The organism is Streptomyces sp. A18, from assembly GCF_059026065.1.
The window spans coordinates 166,271-182,033 of sequence record NZ_JBWLKL010000002.1 but is presented as its reverse complement, the minus strand read 5'-3'; the positions used below and the strand labels follow the sequence as shown (position 1 = coordinate 182,033).

Sequence of the window (15,763 nt, the reverse complement as noted above, 5' to 3'; positions counted from 1 at the left end):
GGGGCGCCCGTGGGAGACGGGCCGCGGGGTTGCCGAAGCGACCGCCCCGCGGCCACCGTCCCTTGTGGCCGCCGTCCGCGCGGCCAAGCCCCCGGCTAGCGGAGGTGCCGCTCGGCGAAGTCCAGTTCCAACCGCACCTGCTTGATCCGCTCGTCCACGACGAGCGAGCCGTGCCCCGCGTCGTACCGGTACACCTCGTGCACCGCGTCCCGCGCCTTGAGCCGGTCCACGTAGTTGTCGACCTGGCGGATCGGGCAGCGGGGGTCGTTCACGCCCGCAGAGATGTAGACCGGCGCCTTCACCGCGTCCACGTACGTCAGCGGGGACGAGGCCTCGAAGCGCTCCGGGACCTCCTCGGGCGTGCCCCCGAGGAGCGTGCGGTCCATGGCCTTCAGGGCCTCCATCTCGTCGTGGTACGCCGTCACGTAGTCCGCGACCGGGACCGCGGCCAGGCCTACCGCCCACGCGTCGGGCTGGGTGCCGACGCCGAGCAGCGTCAGATACCCGCCCCAGGAGCCCCCGGCCAGGATGATGCGGGCCGGGTCCGCGAGGCCCGACGTCACCGCCCACTCCCGGACCGCCGCGATGTCCTCCAGCTCGATGAGGCCCACACGGTGCTTGAGGGCGTCCGTCCACTCCCTGCCGTACCCCGTCGACCCGCGGTAGTTGACCCGCACCACCGCATACCCGTGGTCCACCCAGGCCGCGGGGCCCGCCGCGAACGCGTCGCTGTCGTGCCACGTCGGGCCGCCGTGGATCTCGAAGACCGTGGGCAGCGGGCCGCTCGCGCCGGCCGGCTTCTGTACGAGGGCGTGGACCCGGCCGCCGGGGCCCTCCACCCACACGTCCTCCACCGGCACGGACGCCGGGGCCTTCATGCCGGGCGGGTCGAGGACGACGCCGCCCGTCGTCGAGCGCACCACCGGCGGCTCGGCGGCCGACGACCACAGGTACTCCACGCTGCCGTCCGGCCGCGCCGTCGCCCCCGAGACGGACCCCGTGGGTGTCTCGACCTCGATCAGCTCACGGGAGGCGAAGACGTACCGGAACAGCTCGCTGCGGGCCTCGAAGCTGTGGGCGATGAGCAGGGCGGAGCCGTCCGGATACCACTCGGCGCTCACGTCCCCCGGCAGTTCGAGCGCCAGGTCCGTCTCCTCGCCCGACGCGACGTCCCACACCATCGGCTCCCAGCGGCCGCGCCGCTGATGCCCGACGAGCAGCCGTGTGTCCCCGTCGACCGGCGCGAAGCCCAGGACCTCCAGGCCCAGCTCGACGGTGCCGCCCTTGGTGTCGTCGAGCTCGGCGACCGTGGAGCCGTCCGGCGTGATCACCCGGAGGGTGGAGTGCATCGCGTCGCCGTGCTCCGTGTGCTCGACGGCGATCAGCGAGCCGTCGTGCGAGAGGTCGCCGACGCCCGCGGACTCGCGGTGGCGGTAGATCTCGACGGGGTCCGCGCCCGCGGACCGTACGACATGGATCGTCGAGCCCTCCTCGTCCGTCGAGCGGCCGACGACGGACATCTGACCGTCCCGCGCGAGGGCGATGCCCGCCGGATACGACGCATCGAGCCCCGGCACCGCGGGCTCGTCCTCGCCGCCGCCCGCGAAGGGCTGGCGCATCCAGACGCCGAATTCGTCGCCATCCGTGTCGTTGAACCACCAGATCCACTCGCCGTCCGGCGAGAGCAGGCCGTCCGTCGTGCCGTTCGGCCGGTCCGTCACCTGGCGCTGCTCGCCGGTGGCGCGGTCCCATGCGTACAGCTCGTACGTCCCCGTAGCGTTCGACACGAACAAGGACCGGGCCGGAGCGTCCTCCGCCCAGTCGGGCAGGGAGACCCGCGGCGCACGGAACCGCTTCTCCCACTCCGGCATCTCCGCGCCCGCACCCGCACCCGGCCTGTCCACCGCACCCGCACCCAAGTCGCTCATGGACCCCATAGTGCACGTCCCCGCCGACAATCCGCTGGCGAGGGTCCCCAGCCTGTGGATAACTTTCTGGAATGTACTCACCGACCCCCTCCGACTGGCGCGAGGCCAACCGAAGACGGTGGGACGAGAGGGTCCCCCTCCATCTCGCCAGTGACTACTACGACCTCGACGCGTTCCGCTCCGGCAAGGACCCGCTGCGCGACTTCGAGCTCACGGAGGTCGGTGACGTCACCGGGCGCTCGCTGCTCCACCTCCAGTGCCACATCGGCCTCGACACCCTCTCCTGGGCCCGGCACGGCGCCTCCCGCGTGGTCGGGCTCGACTTCTCCGAGCCCGCCGTCGACGCGGCCCGCGACCTCGCCGCCGAGCTCGGCCTCACCGCCGACCAGGCGTCCTTCGTCGCCGCCGACGTGTACGACGCGGCGAACGCGGTGCCCGACTCCTCGTACGACATCGTCTACACCGGAGTGGGCGCCCTGTGCTGGCTCCCCGACATCCAGCGGTGGGCCGAGACCGTGGCCGCGCTCGTCGCTCCCGGCGGTTTCCTCTACCTTTCGGAGTTCCACCCGCTCGCGGACATCCTGGACGACGCGACGGGCTCACGGATCGAGTACGACTACTTCGCCCGCGACGCCTGGATCGACGAGACCCCCGGCGGCTACGCGGACACGACCACCCCCACCGTCCACAACCGCAGCGTGGAATGGCAGCACCCGGTGGGCGAGGTCGTCACGGCACTGGTGTCGGCGGGCCTGCGCATCGAGTTCCTGCACGAGCACGACACCACGCTCTTCGAACGCTTCGGCACCCTCGAACTCCGCGACGGCGCCTACCGCTTCCCCGTGGACCGCCCGCGCATCCCCCTCATGTACTCCCTGAAGGCGAGCAAGGCCGGCTAAGCGAGCAAGGCACAGACCCGTGGCCCGCTCAAGGCGTCGTAGGCCGCGTCCACCCCTCCCACACCAGCTCGTCCTGCGTACGCGCCTCCCGCTCACCCCTGCGGGGCGGCGCCGCGGAGCCGGGCCCGCCCCGGTCGAACTCCCCGAGCTTCGTCCAGCCCCAGGACCGCAGCACCTCCCGCCCCAGGTCGTCGTCCCGCTTGATGACCGCGACGACCAGATCCGTGGCGTGCCGTACGAGCAGCAGCGTGCGCAGGCGTTCCGAGATGCCCTGGCGCCGGTAGGGGGGCGCCACCATCAGCTCGGTCAGGATGAAGACCCGGCCGGACGCCGTGCGTTCCTCGACCTCCGGGGGCAGGACGCCGCGGAACCCCTCCCACCACTCGCCGGTACGCGCGGCGCGGTAGCCGTAGAGGCAGCCGACCAGGCCCGCCGCGTCGGCGACCACCATGTCGAAGTCGGGCCGCTGCACGGTGTTCTCGAACATGATCAAGAATCCCTGCCGGTCCCGGTACTCGGCTCCGGCCTGACCTTTGTAGGCCTCGACATAGACGTCGGCGACCGCTTCCCGCTGCTGCTCCGCCTGCCACCGGCTCAGCCTGCGCAAGAACACCTCAGCCATTCGTTCCTCCGCCCGCCCCCGTCGAGGGAACCCCTCGACACCCCTCGACTCCCCTGGACTCCGCATGGTGACACCACGGAAGGGCGAGCGGAACGGGGGCGTAGGTCAGAAGTGCAGCATCGACATGACCTCAGAAGTGCAGCATCGACATGACCTCGGGGCTCCGCACCCCCGTCGACACGGCGGGCACGTCTGCGCCCGGCCGGATCCATCCGGCGCGTTCCGCCGCCTCGACGGCGGCCTTCTCCGCCGCGTCCGCCCGGGAGTTCAGCTCTTCGTCCGTGCCGAGATACCTGGCTCCCGCTGCCGCTGACGCGGCCAGGGATGCGTCGAGGGCGGCTCGGCACGCGGCCCGGGACGGCCCGGAACCCCCGTCCCTGTCACCGCCGTCGCCCCCGTCTCCGCCCCCGTCTCCGTCTCCGTCGACAAGCTGCCCCATCTGGGCCGCCTGCGCGGCGGACGCGGCGGCGTTCCTGGCGCAGCGGGAGTCCGCGGCCGGATCGGGTGGGCTCTCGGAGAGCACGGCGAGCGCCTGCGCCGCCACGCGCGCGGCGTGAGCGGCCTTCCAGACGGCGTTCTCGTCCGCGGCGGCGCCGTCTGGCCGCTCTCCGGCACCGCGTCGGGCGGAAAGCTCGACGTAGTGGCTGATGGCGGCTGCCCGCGCCGCCGCGCTCTCGGCCCGTGCCGCGTGGCCGCTCCTGAGGGCCGCTGCCTGTGGCCCGTGCGTTTCCCGGTCGCGTTCGCTCATCGGCTTCTCCTCGTCTGCCAGAACGACGGTGCAGGGTGGCATGCCACGTCGCAACAGACCAGACGAACGGCTACGCGTTCCGCTGAGAGCGCGGGAGCAACAGGTCGCGCTCCGGGGCCTGTTCGCCCGTGACGCGGCCGCTCACGCCGAGGCCCCGACGGGCGGCGTCGTGGAAGGTGCCGGGCGCCTGCAGCACGCCGAGCGCCTACAAGAAGAGCCCGAAGGCGTCGTCGAGCGACCAGACCTGCCAGCCCATCCCGAAGAACGCGACCACGGAGATCAGCGCCATCATCAGGTTCTGCCCCTGCTCGCCCCAGTCGTGGATCATCAGCACCAGGTAGATCAGGTTCAGGGCGAGGCCGCAGACGAGGGCGATCGGCGTGAGGAAGCCGACGATCAGGCCGAGGCCGAGGGCGAGCTCCGCGTAGGCGACCACGTACGCCATGGTGCGGGGCCGGGGCTTCACCACGACGTCGAAGCCCGACCGGACGAAGGACCAGCGGTGCTTGTCGGCGATCCCCGCGGCCCAGTCGATCCCGCCGCCGCCGAACCACGTCTTCTTGTCCTTGTGGCGCCAGCTTTCGAGCCACCACAGGCCGAGCCCGATCCGAAGCACGGCGAACCACTCGGCTCCGCTGAGCCACATCGTCTGCATCGAGCGCCCTCCCTCTGCCTCACCTGACGAGTCGTCAGTTCAGCGGATCAGGACCGATCGCGCAAGGGGTCGAGTTTCCTGCGCGCTGTTGCCGTCACCGGGGTGAGCCCATAACCTCGATCTGATGGACCGTCAGATGAGCAACAGGGAAACCGGCAGGTAGTAGGGGGCTCAGCAGTGGACAACAGCGAGGTCGGGGCCAGGGAACTCCCCCGCGTCATCAGCGTGGACGACCACGTGATCGAACCCGCGCACCTCTTCGAGAAGTGGCTCCCGAGCAAGTACCGCGACCGGGGCCCGAAGCCCTTCACGGCGGGCATCGGCGAGCTCGAATACATCGGCGGCAAGTACAAGTTCACGACGGATCCGGCCGGTCAGATCACCGACTGGTGGGAGTACGAGGGAGAGATCTTCCCGTACAAGCGCATCATCGCCGCCGTCGGCTTCTCGCGGGACGAGATGACGCTCGACGGCATCACGCGCGAGCAGATGCGCCGCGGCTGCTGGGACCCGAAGGCCCGCCTCGCGGACATGGACGTCAACCACGTCGAGGCCTCGCTCTGCTTCCCCACGTTCCCGCGCTTCTGCGGGCAGACGTTCTCCGAGGCCAAGGACAAGGAGGTCGGGCTCGCCTGCGTCCGGGCGTACAACGACTGGATGGTGGAGGAGTGGTGCGGTGACAGCGGCGGCAGGCTGATCCCGCTCTGCCTCATCCCGCTGTGGGACGTGGACCTCGCCGTCGCCGAGATCAAGCGCAACGCCGCTCGCGGCGTGCGGGCCGTGACCTTCAGCGAGATCCCCACACACCTCGGGCTGCCGTCGATCCACTCCGGCTACTGGGACCCGTTCTTCGCGGCGTGCGAGGAGACCGGCACGGTCGTGAACATGCACATCGGCTCGTCGTCACAGATGCCGGCGGCGTCCCCCGACGCGCCCCCGGCCGTCCAGGCGTCCCTGAGCTTCAACAACGCCATGGCCTCGATGATGGACTTCCTCTTCTCCGGGGTCCTGGTGAAGTTCCCGCGCCTCAAACTCGCGTACAGCGAAGGGCAGATGGGCTGGATCCCGTACGCCCTGGAGCGCGCCGACGACGTCTGGGAGGAGCACCGGGCCTGGGGCGGGGTCAAGGACCTGATCCCGGAGCCGCCGTCGACGTACTACTACCGGCAGATCTTCTGCTGCTTCTTCCGGGACAAGCACGGCGTCGCCTCGATCGAGACCGTGGGCGTCGACAACGCCACGTTCGAGACCGACTATCCGCACGTCGACTCGACGTGGCCGCACACGAAGGAAGTGGCCCAGGACCACGTCGGCCACCTGCCCGAGGACGTGGCGTACAAGCTGCTGCGCGGCAATGCGATCCGCATGCTGGATCTGCCGTTCGACGGGAACAGGTAGCCGTATCGGGTAGCCGTATCGGGTAGCCGAATCGGGTAGCCGCAACAGGTAGCCCCGTGCGGCCCGGCCGGGATGGGGCTCGGCTCAGCGAGGCCGCCCGGCCGGGATGGGGCTCGGCTCAGCGCAAGACCTCGGCGTCGACCCGCGAGAAGACCAGCTCGCTCTCTCCGACGATGGGCCCGCGCCAGCGCACCGGCGGCTCGGGGCTGCGCAGGGCGCGGGGGTAGTTCTCGGGGCGGTAGTCCGTGGGCAGCCGGTAGGTGTGGAAGCCGTGCAGGGCCATGGTCGCCATCAACTCGTCGATGGAGTCCCCCAGTTGGACCATGCGGTCCGGGGTGACCTCCACGGCGATCTCCACGTCCGGGCGGAGCCGGTCCAGGGCGGGAGCGAGCCCTCTGATGACCCCGCCCTCGGCGCCCTCGACATCGATCTTGATCACGCGGGCGGTCGTGAGTTCGTCGCCGTCCAGGATCTCGGGAAGGGGCGTGGCCGCCATCTCGAAGCTCGACTCGGTCGGACCGTCGTACGGGACGATGGAGTTGGCGCCCATGTTGTTCGAGCTTGCGAGCACGAAGGTCAGCGTCTTGTGGCTGTCGGAGACCGCGGCGTTGACCGCGCGGACGTTGTCGCAGCCGTTGAGCCTGACGTGCTGCAGTACGCGGTCGTGGAAGGCGGGCGACGCCTCGATGGCCACCACCCGCCCCTTGCCGCCGACCAGCCGGGAGCCGAGGACCGCGAAGTAGCCGATGTTGGCGCCCACGTCGACGAACGTGTCCCCGGCGCCCAGGCGACCGCGCAGCCACCGCGTCATGTGCGGCTCCCACACGCCGAAGAGGCTGATGTAGCGCTGGATGAGGTCGCGGGAGTCACAGGCGAAACGGGCGCCGAACCGCGCGTCGACCACGCGCCGACGCGGCTGGTCGCGCAGATACGGGTTGAGGAACCGGGCCGCGATCGGCCCCTTGAGCAGCGTGCCGGGCGCGTCGCGTACGTAGCCGCGGCCAAGGGTGACCAGAAGCTCCGACGCGCATCGGAGGGAAGCGGGAGGCATAGCCGCGACCGTACGTAGTCCACCGCGGCCGCGGCAAGATCCGCCCTGTCGGTACTGCCGGAAGCGGTGCCCACAGCTAGCAGAGCCGACCGGGACCAGACGCCGCCGAGGCGGAGGGCGAGGGCGGTCACGCCGGCTCACGGTCGGGGCGTCGCCGAGGCGGAGGGCGAGGGCGGCGCCGGCTCACGGGCGGGGCGCGGCCCTTCGGGTCACGAGCCTGCGGGGTACCGCCACTGGAAGTGCTCGAGCGCCCGCGCCCTGGCCTCGACCACTGCCATGCGGGCGTCGCGCTCCGCCGTGGCGACGTGCGCGGCCTGGCCCGTCATCTGGCCTTCCCACTTGCGGTACAGCAGGCCGACCTCGGACGAGAACCAGCCGCGGGACGTCGCGTTCAGGGCCAGCAGCAGGCCCGTGTCCTCGGATGCCGGAAGCGCCATCCAGCCGCCCAGGGCCACCAGTAGGTCGCGGCGGACGAAGAGCGTGGCCGGATGGACCTGCGCGCGATAGTCGTGGGACGCCCAGTAGTCGAGCACCGCGTTGCGCTCGATCGCCCCGGGCTCGGGGTCGCCGGGGAAACCGGCCGTGGAGCCGTCGGGCAGCAGGTCGAGCACGCGGGACGTCGCCCAGCCGATGCTCCGATCGGCTTCGAGGGCCGCGAGGTCCCGGGCCAGCGCGCCGGGCGCGAGCTGGTCGTCGGAGTCGAGGATCCTCACGTACTCACCGTCGGCGTGCGCCATGGCGATGGTCCGGGCGACCCCCGGGCCTCCCGCGCGGCCCTGCCTGAACGTGATCCGGTCGTCGTCGGGGACGTGGGGCGCGACCTGGTCGGTCGTGCCGTCCTCCTGGATCAGCCAGTGCCACTCCCAACCAGCGGGCAACTCCTGTGCGCACAGGGACTTGTACGCGTCGGCAAGGAAGTGCGCGGACGGTGCGTGGACGGCCGTGACGATGATGATGCGCCGGGTCACGGCTCACCACCTTTCCAAGTGGGTCGTGAAGAGCATTTCGGTGCGGTCGCCCGGCAGCGTGACGTCGGACATCTCGACGACGCGGTTGTCCCTGTCGTACATGGACTTGCGCAGGACGAGAACCGAAGTGCCGGGCGGTAGGCCCAGTTCGTCGGCCTCCTCCGCCGTCGGGGGCCGGGCCGTCACGCGTTCCTCGACGCGGTCGATCTCGATACCCACCGTGAGGAGTTGGTTCCAAGTACCGCCCGGCCAGGGCTCGTTCGTCTCGTCCAGGAGGTCGGGGTTCGCCTTGATACGTTCGCGGACCAGGTACGACGTGACGAGGCTGAAGGGGTTCTGCTCGGCGCTGTACCGCGTCCGGTAGGTCCGCTCGACCAGCGCCGTGCCTTCGTCGACGCCCAGAGCGGCCGCGAGCTCCCCGGACGCCCCGGTCTCGCGGTAGGCCGCGTGGAAGACGAGGTCGCCGACGTCGAGGCCGGTGTCGTGCTCGGTCGCGCCGGTCGCCAGGCGGCGCCGTTCGGGGGCGCGGGCGCGGTCCTTCTCCCATTGGTGGCGCGTGTTCGAGCGCCGCACCGGCGTGCGTGGGCGGCGTACGAAGGTTCCGCGGCCGTGCTGCTTCTCGATCAGGCCTTCCGCCTGGAGCACGCGCAGGGCCTGCTGGACGGTCGGCCCGCTGTGGCCGGAGCTCTTGATGAGGTCCGCCTCGGACGGCAGCCGGTCGCCGGGCGCGAGCAGGCCGCCGCGGATCAGCGCGCGGAGCTCGTCCGCGATCTTCTCGTAAGCCTTCGCCATCCGCGTCCACCGTCCCGTCGTCCGACGCGGCTCAGCATACGACTCCTAAAGAGGACTTGAGGCTTGGCCTCTTGCCGTGTGCCTGCGTCTGACGGGAAATGCACTGCCGTTCCAACCAGCAATCGGGCCCGCTTCCAGATCCGTCTCCAGATCCGTCTCCAGAGATGAAGCATGGCTACGCCACCGAGTTGGGCCGGAGATAAACAAAAGCGCCCGATCGCTGGCGACGGGGGATGCACCAGCGATCGGGCTGTGGCCAACCGTAACAAGGCTCCCCGCGTAGAGGGAGGCAACTACTCGGCCGAAATGAGGAGTTGTGATGGGGATCACGTAGCGTGATCCAAAGGGGCGGGGTGGTCGGCCGTTACTCGTCGCAGGGCGGTTCATACGAGAGACGGGGCAGATACTCGTTCCATTTATCCCGTGTAAGAACGTTCCGAGTGGTCGAGCAAATACGGCGAATCGCCTCGTCGGTGTCCAGGTTCCACAGCCGGACCGTATCGGTGCCGCTCGAAACGCCGAGCATCTGTCCTTGAGGACTGAACGACAGGAAACTGCCCGTCTTGGCGTTGGGGCTCATGGACTGACCGATGGGAGAGGCGCTGGCGGGGTCGGCGACGTCCCAGAGCCTGACCGTGTTGTCGTTGCCGCCACTGGCCAGGGTGCGGCCGTCCTGGCTGAACGTCAGCGACACCACGGCGTCGGTGTGGCCCGTGAGGGTGGCGCCGAGCCGGGTCGCCTTGCGGGGGTCGGTGATGTTCCAGAGCCGGACCGTGCCGTCGTCGCTGCCGCTGGCCAAGGTGCGACCGTCACGGCTGTAGGTGAGCGTGTTGATGGGCCCCAGGTGTCCCGTGAGAGGCCTGCCGAGCCGGGTGGTGTGCCGCGGGTCGGTCACGTTCCAGCGCCGGATGGTGCCGTCCGCGCTGCCGCTGGCGAGCGTGTGTCCGTCGGTACTGAAGGCGAGGTCATTGACGTAGCCCTTGTGGCCGGTGAGCGGATCGCCGAGCGGGCGGAGGCGGGACGGCGCGCTGACGTCCCACAGCTGAACGGTGCGGTCGGTGTGGGCGGTTGCCAGCGTGTCGCCGTCCGGGCTGAAAGCCAGCGCGGCCGCGAAGCGTGTCCGCAGCGCGACGGGCGGCCCGTAGGGCACGGGCCGGGTCGGGTCGGAGACGTTCCACAGCTGCACCGCGCGGCTTCCCGTGAGCAGCGCGAGCGTGCGGCCGTCGGGGGAGAACACCGGCGAACGCACGTCCCCGTCCCGGGGTTTGAAGGGTTTGCCCAGTGCCACGGGCCGGTTGGGGCGCTCCACGTTCCACAGCCGCACCTGCTCGTCGCGCGCGGCCGTGGCGAGAACCTTCCCGTCGGGGCGGAACGCCCCGATGCGGCCGACCATGTCCGACGTCGGGATCGACCACAGGCGGACCTTGTTGTCGCCGCTCCCCGTGGCGAGCGTCCGTCCGTCGGGGCTGAAGCCGAGCGCGTACATCTCCCCGCTGCTGCCCGCGAGGGGCTCGCCGACCTGTGACGGATGCTCCGGATCACGGACGTTCCACAGGCTCGCCGTGGAGTCCGCGCTCGCGGCCGCGAGCATGGTGCCCGCGGGGTTGAACGCCACGGACCACACGGGCCCGGTGTGGCCGGTGAGGGGCGCGCCGCGCGACGTGGCGTGGCGCGGGTCGGCCACGTCCCACAGCCGGATGGTGTCGTCCTTGCCGCCACTGGCGAGCGTGCGGCCATCGGGGCTGAACGCCACGGAGTGCACCGTGCCCGCATGGCCGGTCACCTTGTCGATCGGCTTCGGGTGACGCCGGTCGGCCATGTCCCACAGCCGGATCGCGCCGCTGTCGCCGCCGGCCGCCAGAGTCCGTCCGTCGGGGCTGAAGGCGACGGAGCGCACGGCGGCGGTGTGGCCGGTGAGCGGTGAGCCGAGCGACTTGGGCCGACCGGGGTCGTCCACGTCCCACAGGCGAACGGCGTGGTCGTCGTGGGCGGAGGCCAGCGTGCGTCCGTCCGGGCTGAAGGCGACCAGGTAGATCGCGCCGCCGTCGCCGTCCATGGGCGAGCCCGAAGGACGCGGGTGGCCGGGATCCCGTACGTCCCACAGCCGGACCGTGCCGTCGTCCGACGCGGTGGCGAGCGTGTCGCCATCCGGACCGAAGACCGCGCTGCTCACCCAACTCTTGTGTCCGGTAAGGGGTTTGCCCAGCGGCTTGGGGCGCGAGGGGTCCGACACATCCCACAGCCGTACGGTCCTGTCGTAACTGGCGGTGGCCAGGATCCGTCCGTCGGGGCTGAACGAGGTGAGGTAGACGGCGCCCTTGTGGCCCAGGAGCGGTGTGGCAAGCGGCGCGTTCACGATCGAGAGCAGCCGGTTCTCGGTGCCCGCGTCGCCCGGCCGCAGATCGTGTGCCACCAGGTCGAGTTGGGCGGACAGGGACGGATCGGTGTCCTTGGCGCGATCGGCCTCGGCGACCACCTGTTGGAAGACCGCGTCGTCCCGCTGCTGCCAGGCGACCACCGCCGACGCGACGGCCACCATCGCCAGCACGACCAGCGCCGCGACGGCGCCACGGGTGATCAGGACCGTACGCCTGCGGAGCCTGGCCGAAGCGGCGAGGAACTCCACCGCGCCCCTGGTCAGGAAGGTGCCACCGGCGGTCTTCCGCCAGGCGCGGGCCTGTTCGAGGCGGGAGCCCCGGTAGAGCAGCGACGTATCGCGGTCGGAGTCCTCCCAGGTCCTGCCGTCCTCCTCGAGCCGCTGACGCAGCAGGTTGTCGTTCCGGTCCTCGTCGATCCAGTCGCGCAGCCGGGGCCAGGCGTGGAGCAGCGCTTCGTGCGTGATCTCCACGGTCTCCGCGTCGAGGGTGACCAGGCGGGCGCGTACGAGTGCTTCGAGCGACTCCTCGGTCTTATAGGGGTCCGTCGACTCCTCGGCCAGCTGGCGCCGCGTCCCGCGCCTCCGGGTGGCCTGGGTGTCCTCGCCGAGCCGGACCAGCCTCAGGAGCAGCAGCCGAGCGGCCGTGCGTGCCGCCGGGTCGAGTCCCGACCAGGCACGCTCGGCGGTCGCCGCCACGGCTCCCTGGATGCCACCCGCCGCGCGGTAGCCGGCCAGGGTCAGCCGCCCCGTCTTCCGTCGCTGCCAGGTGGCGAGCAGGGCATGGGAGAGGAGGGGCAGCACTCCGGCGTCGTGTGAGCCGCGGGGCCCGTTCGTGCTGACTTCCCGGACGATGAGTTCCGCGAGCCCGGTCTCGAGTTCGAGCCCCACGGCCTTGGCCGGCCCGGTCACGGCTTCGCGCAGCTCCGTGGTGGTGAGCGGGCCGAGCACCATGTGCCGATGCTGGAGGGCGTCGGCCAGTTCGGGATACCCGAGGCACTGCTCGTAGAAGTCGGCGCGTATGCCGAGGACGACGAGGGCGGGGGCCGGCCCTTCGGCGTCGGTGGGCGAGCACGCGGCCTGGAGGAGCTGGACGAAGATCCGCTTGCCGGCCTCGTCGGAGGAGAGGGTGAAGGTCTCCTCGAACTGATCCACGATGACGACGGGCCGGCCCCCGCCCCCGTCGGACGAGGCCTCGCGCCGGGCCCACGAGGTGACGGCTTCGCGCACGGCAAGAGCGAAGGACGGAGTCCCGGGCTCGTACGCGGCTGATTCCTCCACGCTGGACGTGAGGCTGGCGAGCTCAGGTATATGACGGACGAGCTCGGCGAGAGGATCGCTCCCTGGCACGAGCTGCAGCACGGGTCCCGCCCGGCCGTCCTCGTCGCTCAGCACCCCGGCCTGCAGGGCGGGCACGAGCCCGGCGTTGAGAAGCGACGACTTCCCCGCCCCCGAGGCGCCCACGAGCATGACCAGACCGCCCGAATTCTCCGCGGCACGGAGCTGGGCGACGAGAGATTCCGTGCTCCGCTCCCGCCCGAAGAACCACCGCGCGTCCTGCTGACGATACGAAGCAAGCCCGCGGTAGGGACACACACCGGAGGCGGCAGAAGCGTCGGCCGCGGTCGTCCGCTCGTCATCCTCCGTGACCGCCGCCGGGGTACGCCCACCGGCGGGATCGGCCACCGCGCGCTCCCACAGGAGCTGCCACTGGGCCATCTCGTAGAGCCCCGCGGACACCGGAGAGGGCCGCTCGCGCCGCGCCTCGGGTATCAGTACGTGCAGCACCGCGGCGAGGGCGGCGAACTGGGCGGGCACGTTCTTGGCCCGCCGCCAGTCGCTGATCCGCTGGGCGGACACCCGCACGATCCGCCCGCGCTCGTCGACCCGCTGCTGCCGGACGACCGCCTCGGCGACGCGCTGGAGGGGAGGGTTACCGGCTTCCTTGTACAGCAGCGCGAGACGTTCCGCGAAGGCTGTGCGTGCCCCTGAGTCGGAACTCAAGGCCTCCACCCCTTACTTCCCCCGCACCTGAACATCCGGACCGGAAAACTCACCCTATACGGCTGACCTGCGACTAAGGCGTCCGGTCGCCGCCGGAACCTCCTCGTCCGAGGCCATAACTGGCAGGATCGCGAAGCGGTAGCGAATCAACCGCGCAGCGTCATACCAGGTCATCAGCTCGCGGCACCGGCTAAGACCTCTCACGCCGCTGCACGGGGCGAGGCTGATTTCCCCGATCAAATAACCGTCCGGACCCCGTCCATCCACACCGACTGAGGCTCCGGCCCTTCTTCGACCCGTGCCGCAACGCCGATGCGGCACGGGCCGACGCCACCCGCCTCGTCCGGCACCGGTCCCCACAGGGGAGGGACCGGAGCCGGACGACGCGGGTCGGAAACCATCTCGGCAGCGGCCAGAACACCGCAGCGCCTCGCGCGCCTGGGTCCTGGGCCCTGGAGCGGGTTCGCACGCGAGCAGCGCTGAGGGGACGTCCATCCTGGCTACGGGCTCAGCCGGGATCAGCGGTCCCGGGATCAGCGGTCCCGGGCTCAGGATCAGCGGTCCGGCGCGCCACAAAGCCGAAGGGCCGGTACTGAATTCAGTACCGGCCCTTCGACCTGTTGCTCAGCTGTCGGGGTGGCGGGATTTGAACCCACGACCTCTTCGTCCCGAACGAAGCGCGCTGCCAAGCTGCGCTACACCCCGATGTCGTTGCTCCACTGGCCCGCTGCGCGGGTCGTGGCGACATCGATTACTTTAGCGGACCGGCGCCCGGAGACGAAATCCGGTTTTCGAGCCCCCTGAGGGGCCCCCGTCAGGGGCCCCGCAGCCCGCGCCCTCAGCCCCGAGCCGTCAGCGTCAGCAGCGTCGCCTCCGGCGGGCACGCGAAGCGCATCGGGGTGTAGCGGTTCGCGCCGCAGCCCGCCGAGACGTGGAGGTATGAACGGTTGCCCTCCGACGTGTGCGACGACAGGCCCTTCACCCGCTGCCTGTCGAGGTCGCAGTTGGTGACCAGCGCGCCGTAGAAGGGGATGCACAGCTGGCCGCCGTGGGTGTGGCCCGCCAGGATCAAGGGGTAGCCGTCGGCCGTGAAGGCGTCGAGGCTGCGCAGGTACGGGGCGTGCACGATGCCCATCGAGAAGTCGGCGCCCGCGGCCGGGCCGCCCGCCACCTGCGCGTACCGATCCCGCTTGATGTGCGGGTCGTCCACGCCCGTGAGGCCGATCTCGTAGCCCTCGATCTTCAGCGCGCCCCGCGTGTTCGTCAGGTTCACCCAGCCCGCGGCGTCGAAGCCGTCGCGCAGGTCCTCCCACGGGTTGTGGATCACGCCGACGGCGGGCGGGTTGCCGTTCAGGCCGTGCTTGCCCTGCGACTTCTCGACCAGGTAGCGGGCGGGGTTGCGCGGCTTGGGGCCGTAGTAGTCGTTCGAGCCGAAGACGTACGCCCCGGGGAACTGCATCAGCGGGCCGAGCGCGTCCAGCGTCTCCGGTACGCCTTCCGGGTCGGAGAGGTTGTCCCCGGTGTTGATCACGAAGTCGGGGCGCAGACCGGCGAGCGAGCGCAGCCAGCGCTGCTTCTTGCGCTGCCCGGACACCATGTGGATGTCCGAAACCTGGAGGACTCTGAGCGGTCGCATCCCCGGCGGCAGGACCGGCACCGTGACCCGTCGCAGCCGGAAGGAGCGGGGTTCGAACCCCACCGAGTAGGCCAGACCGGCGGCGGCTGTCGCCGTGATTCCCAGGGGTACTGCGTATCGCGCGCGCATCCACCCATCGTGTCAGACCCGAAGGCCCCGTAAATCGGCGGGCGTCGGGCGGTGAGCACCTGCGACAATCACGGCATGACCACGCTCAAGTCCAAGCTTCAGGAAGACCTCACCGCCGCGATCAGGGGGCGTGACGAGCTGCGCTCCGCCACGCTCCGGCTGACCCTCACCGCCGTCACGAAGGAGGAGGTCTCGGGCAAGACGGCCCGCGAGCTCTCCGACGACGAGGTGCAGAAGGTGATTGCCCGCGAGGCGAAGAAGCGCCGCGAGGCCGCGGAGGCCTTCGCCGAGGGCGGGCGCGCAGAGCAGGCCGCGAAGGAGAAGGCGGAGGGCGAGATCCTCGCCGAGTACCTCCCCAAGCAGCTCTCCGACGACGAGCTCCAGGCGATCGTCGCCCAGGCCGTCGAGGAGGCCAGGGCCGCCGGCGCCGAGGGGCCGCGCGCCATGGGCCAGGTCATGAAGATCGTGAACCCGAAGGTCGCGGGCCTGGCCGACGGCGGCCGCGTCGCCGCCGTGGTCAAGAAGCTGCTCGCGGGCTGATCAGCCCTTCTGCCTGATC

At 70.9% G+C, this 15,763-nt stretch carries 13 protein-coding genes and 1 tRNA gene; 3 read left to right on the top strand and 11 right to left on the bottom strand.

What is annotated here, in order from left to right:
• Positions 1-95: 95 nt before the first annotated feature.
• The gene (locus tag AC5P1C_RS03565) at positions 96-1,928 is read right to left on the bottom strand and encodes a S9 family peptidase (protein ID WP_493864170.1); all 1,833 of its coding nucleotides are present in this window, start codon (positions 1,926-1,928) and stop codon (positions 96-98) included.
• Positions 1,929-1,999: 71 nt separating this feature from the next.
• On the opposite strand from AC5P1C_RS03565, the gene AC5P1C_RS03560 reads away from it, so the two are divergent.
• Positions 2,000-2,827, top strand: a complete 828-nt coding sequence (locus AC5P1C_RS03560) for a class I SAM-dependent methyltransferase (RefSeq protein WP_493864169.1) — start codon at positions 2,000-2,002, stop codon at positions 2,825-2,827.
• A 28-nt stretch (positions 2,828-2,855) separates the two neighbouring features.
• Here AC5P1C_RS03560 and AC5P1C_RS03555 read toward each other — a convergent pair whose 3' ends face one another.
• From AC5P1C_RS03555 to AC5P1C_RS03540, 4 genes are all read right to left on the bottom strand, one after another.
• Complete coding sequence (locus tag AC5P1C_RS03555; protein ID WP_493864168.1) at positions 2,856-3,449, bottom strand: GNAT family N-acetyltransferase; 594 nt, start codon at positions 3,447-3,449, stop codon at positions 2,856-2,858.
• A gap of 130 nt (positions 3,450-3,579) precedes the next feature.
• Complete coding sequence (locus AC5P1C_RS03550; RefSeq protein WP_493864167.1) at positions 3,580-4,197, bottom strand: hypothetical protein; 618 nt, start codon at positions 4,195-4,197, stop codon at positions 3,580-3,582.
• A gap of 70 nt (positions 4,198-4,267) precedes the next feature.
• Positions 4,268-4,393 carry a hypothetical protein gene (locus AC5P1C_RS03545; RefSeq protein ID WP_493864166.1) on the bottom strand — a complete coding sequence of 42 codons (126 nt, stop codon included), beginning with the start codon at positions 4,391-4,393 and terminating at the stop codon, positions 4,268-4,270.
• 9 nt (positions 4,394-4,402) lie between these two features.
• On the bottom strand, positions 4,403-4,852 hold the full coding sequence (locus tag AC5P1C_RS03540) for a DoxX family protein (RefSeq protein ID WP_493864165.1): 450 nt from the start codon (positions 4,850-4,852) through the stop codon (positions 4,403-4,405).
• A gap of 177 nt (positions 4,853-5,029) precedes the next feature.
• Between AC5P1C_RS03540 and AC5P1C_RS03535 the strand changes: the two genes are divergently transcribed.
• Entirely contained in the window at positions 5,030-6,250 is a 1,221-nt protein-coding gene (locus tag AC5P1C_RS03535; protein WP_493864164.1) for an amidohydrolase family protein, read from the top strand.
• Positions 6,251-6,368: 118 nt separating this feature from the next.
• Here the strand turns inward: AC5P1C_RS03535 and AC5P1C_RS03530 are convergent, their stop codons facing one another.
• The 6 genes from AC5P1C_RS03530 to AC5P1C_RS03505 all read right to left on the bottom strand — a co-directional run bounded on the left by AC5P1C_RS03530 (position 6,369) and on the right by AC5P1C_RS03505 (position 15,204).
• A complete protein-coding gene (locus tag AC5P1C_RS03530; protein ID WP_493864163.1) occupies positions 6,369-7,301 on the bottom strand; it encodes an FkbM family methyltransferase in 933 nt (310 codons plus the stop codon).
• Positions 7,302-7,510: 209 nt separating this feature from the next.
• On the bottom strand, positions 7,511-8,269 hold the full coding sequence (locus AC5P1C_RS03525) for a glycosyltransferase family 2 protein (protein ID WP_493864162.1): 759 nt from the start codon (positions 8,267-8,269) through the stop codon (positions 7,511-7,513).
• Between the two features lie 3 nt (positions 8,270-8,272).
• On the bottom strand, positions 8,273-9,061 hold the full coding sequence (locus tag AC5P1C_RS03520; RefSeq protein ID WP_493864161.1) for a GntR family transcriptional regulator: 789 nt from the start codon (positions 9,059-9,061) through the stop codon (positions 8,273-8,275).
• Positions 9,062-9,425: 364 nt separating this feature from the next.
• Complete coding sequence (locus AC5P1C_RS03515; protein WP_493864160.1) at positions 9,426-13,448, bottom strand: nSTAND1 domain-containing NTPase; 4,023 nt, start codon at positions 13,446-13,448, stop codon at positions 9,426-9,428.
• 622 nt (positions 13,449-14,070) lie between these two features.
• A tRNA-Pro gene (locus AC5P1C_RS03510) sits at positions 14,071-14,144 on the bottom strand.
• Between the two features lie 133 nt (positions 14,145-14,277).
• Complete coding sequence (locus AC5P1C_RS03505) at positions 14,278-15,204, bottom strand: metallophosphoesterase (RefSeq protein WP_493864159.1); 927 nt, start codon at positions 15,202-15,204, stop codon at positions 14,278-14,280.
• 75 nt (positions 15,205-15,279) lie between these two features.
• Here AC5P1C_RS03505 and AC5P1C_RS03500 point away from each other — a divergent pair, with 75 nt between their 5' ends.
• Complete coding sequence (locus tag AC5P1C_RS03500; protein ID WP_493864158.1) at positions 15,280-15,744, top strand: GatB/YqeY domain-containing protein; 465 nt, start codon at positions 15,280-15,282, stop codon at positions 15,742-15,744.
• The last annotated feature ends 19 nt before the right edge of the window (positions 15,745-15,763 follow it).

Excerpts from the sequence above, each read along its gene's own strand:
- AC5P1C_RS03565 (WP_493864170.1), bottom strand. The coding sequence starts at position 1,928 with ATGAGCGACTTGGGTGCGGGTGCGGTGGACAGGCCGGGTGCGGGTGCG.
- AC5P1C_RS03560 (WP_493864169.1), top strand. The coding sequence starts at position 2,000 with ATGTACTCACCGACCCCCTCCGACTGGCGCGAGGCCAACCGAAGACGG.
- AC5P1C_RS03555 (WP_493864168.1), bottom strand. The coding sequence starts at position 3,449 with ATGGCTGAGGTGTTCTTGCGCAGGCTGAGCCGGTGGCAGGCGGAGCAG.
- AC5P1C_RS03550 (WP_493864167.1), bottom strand. The coding sequence starts at position 4,197 with ATGAGCGAACGCGACCGGGAAACGCACGGGCCACAGGCAGCGGCCCTC.
- AC5P1C_RS03540 (WP_493864165.1), bottom strand. The coding sequence starts at position 4,852 with ATGCAGACGATGTGGCTCAGCGGAGCCGAGTGGTTCGCCGTGCTTCGG.
- AC5P1C_RS03530 (WP_493864163.1), bottom strand. The coding sequence starts at position 7,301 with ATGCCTCCCGCTTCCCTCCGATGCGCGTCGGAGCTTCTGGTCACCCTT.
- AC5P1C_RS03520 (WP_493864161.1), bottom strand. The coding sequence starts at position 9,061 with ATGGCGAAGGCTTACGAGAAGATCGCGGACGAGCTCCGCGCGCTGATC.
- AC5P1C_RS03505 (WP_493864159.1), bottom strand. The coding sequence starts at position 15,204 with ATGCGCGCGCGATACGCAGTACCCCTGGGAATCACGGCGACAGCCGCC.
- AC5P1C_RS03500 (WP_493864158.1), top strand. The coding sequence starts at position 15,280 with ATGACCACGCTCAAGTCCAAGCTTCAGGAAGACCTCACCGCCGCGATC.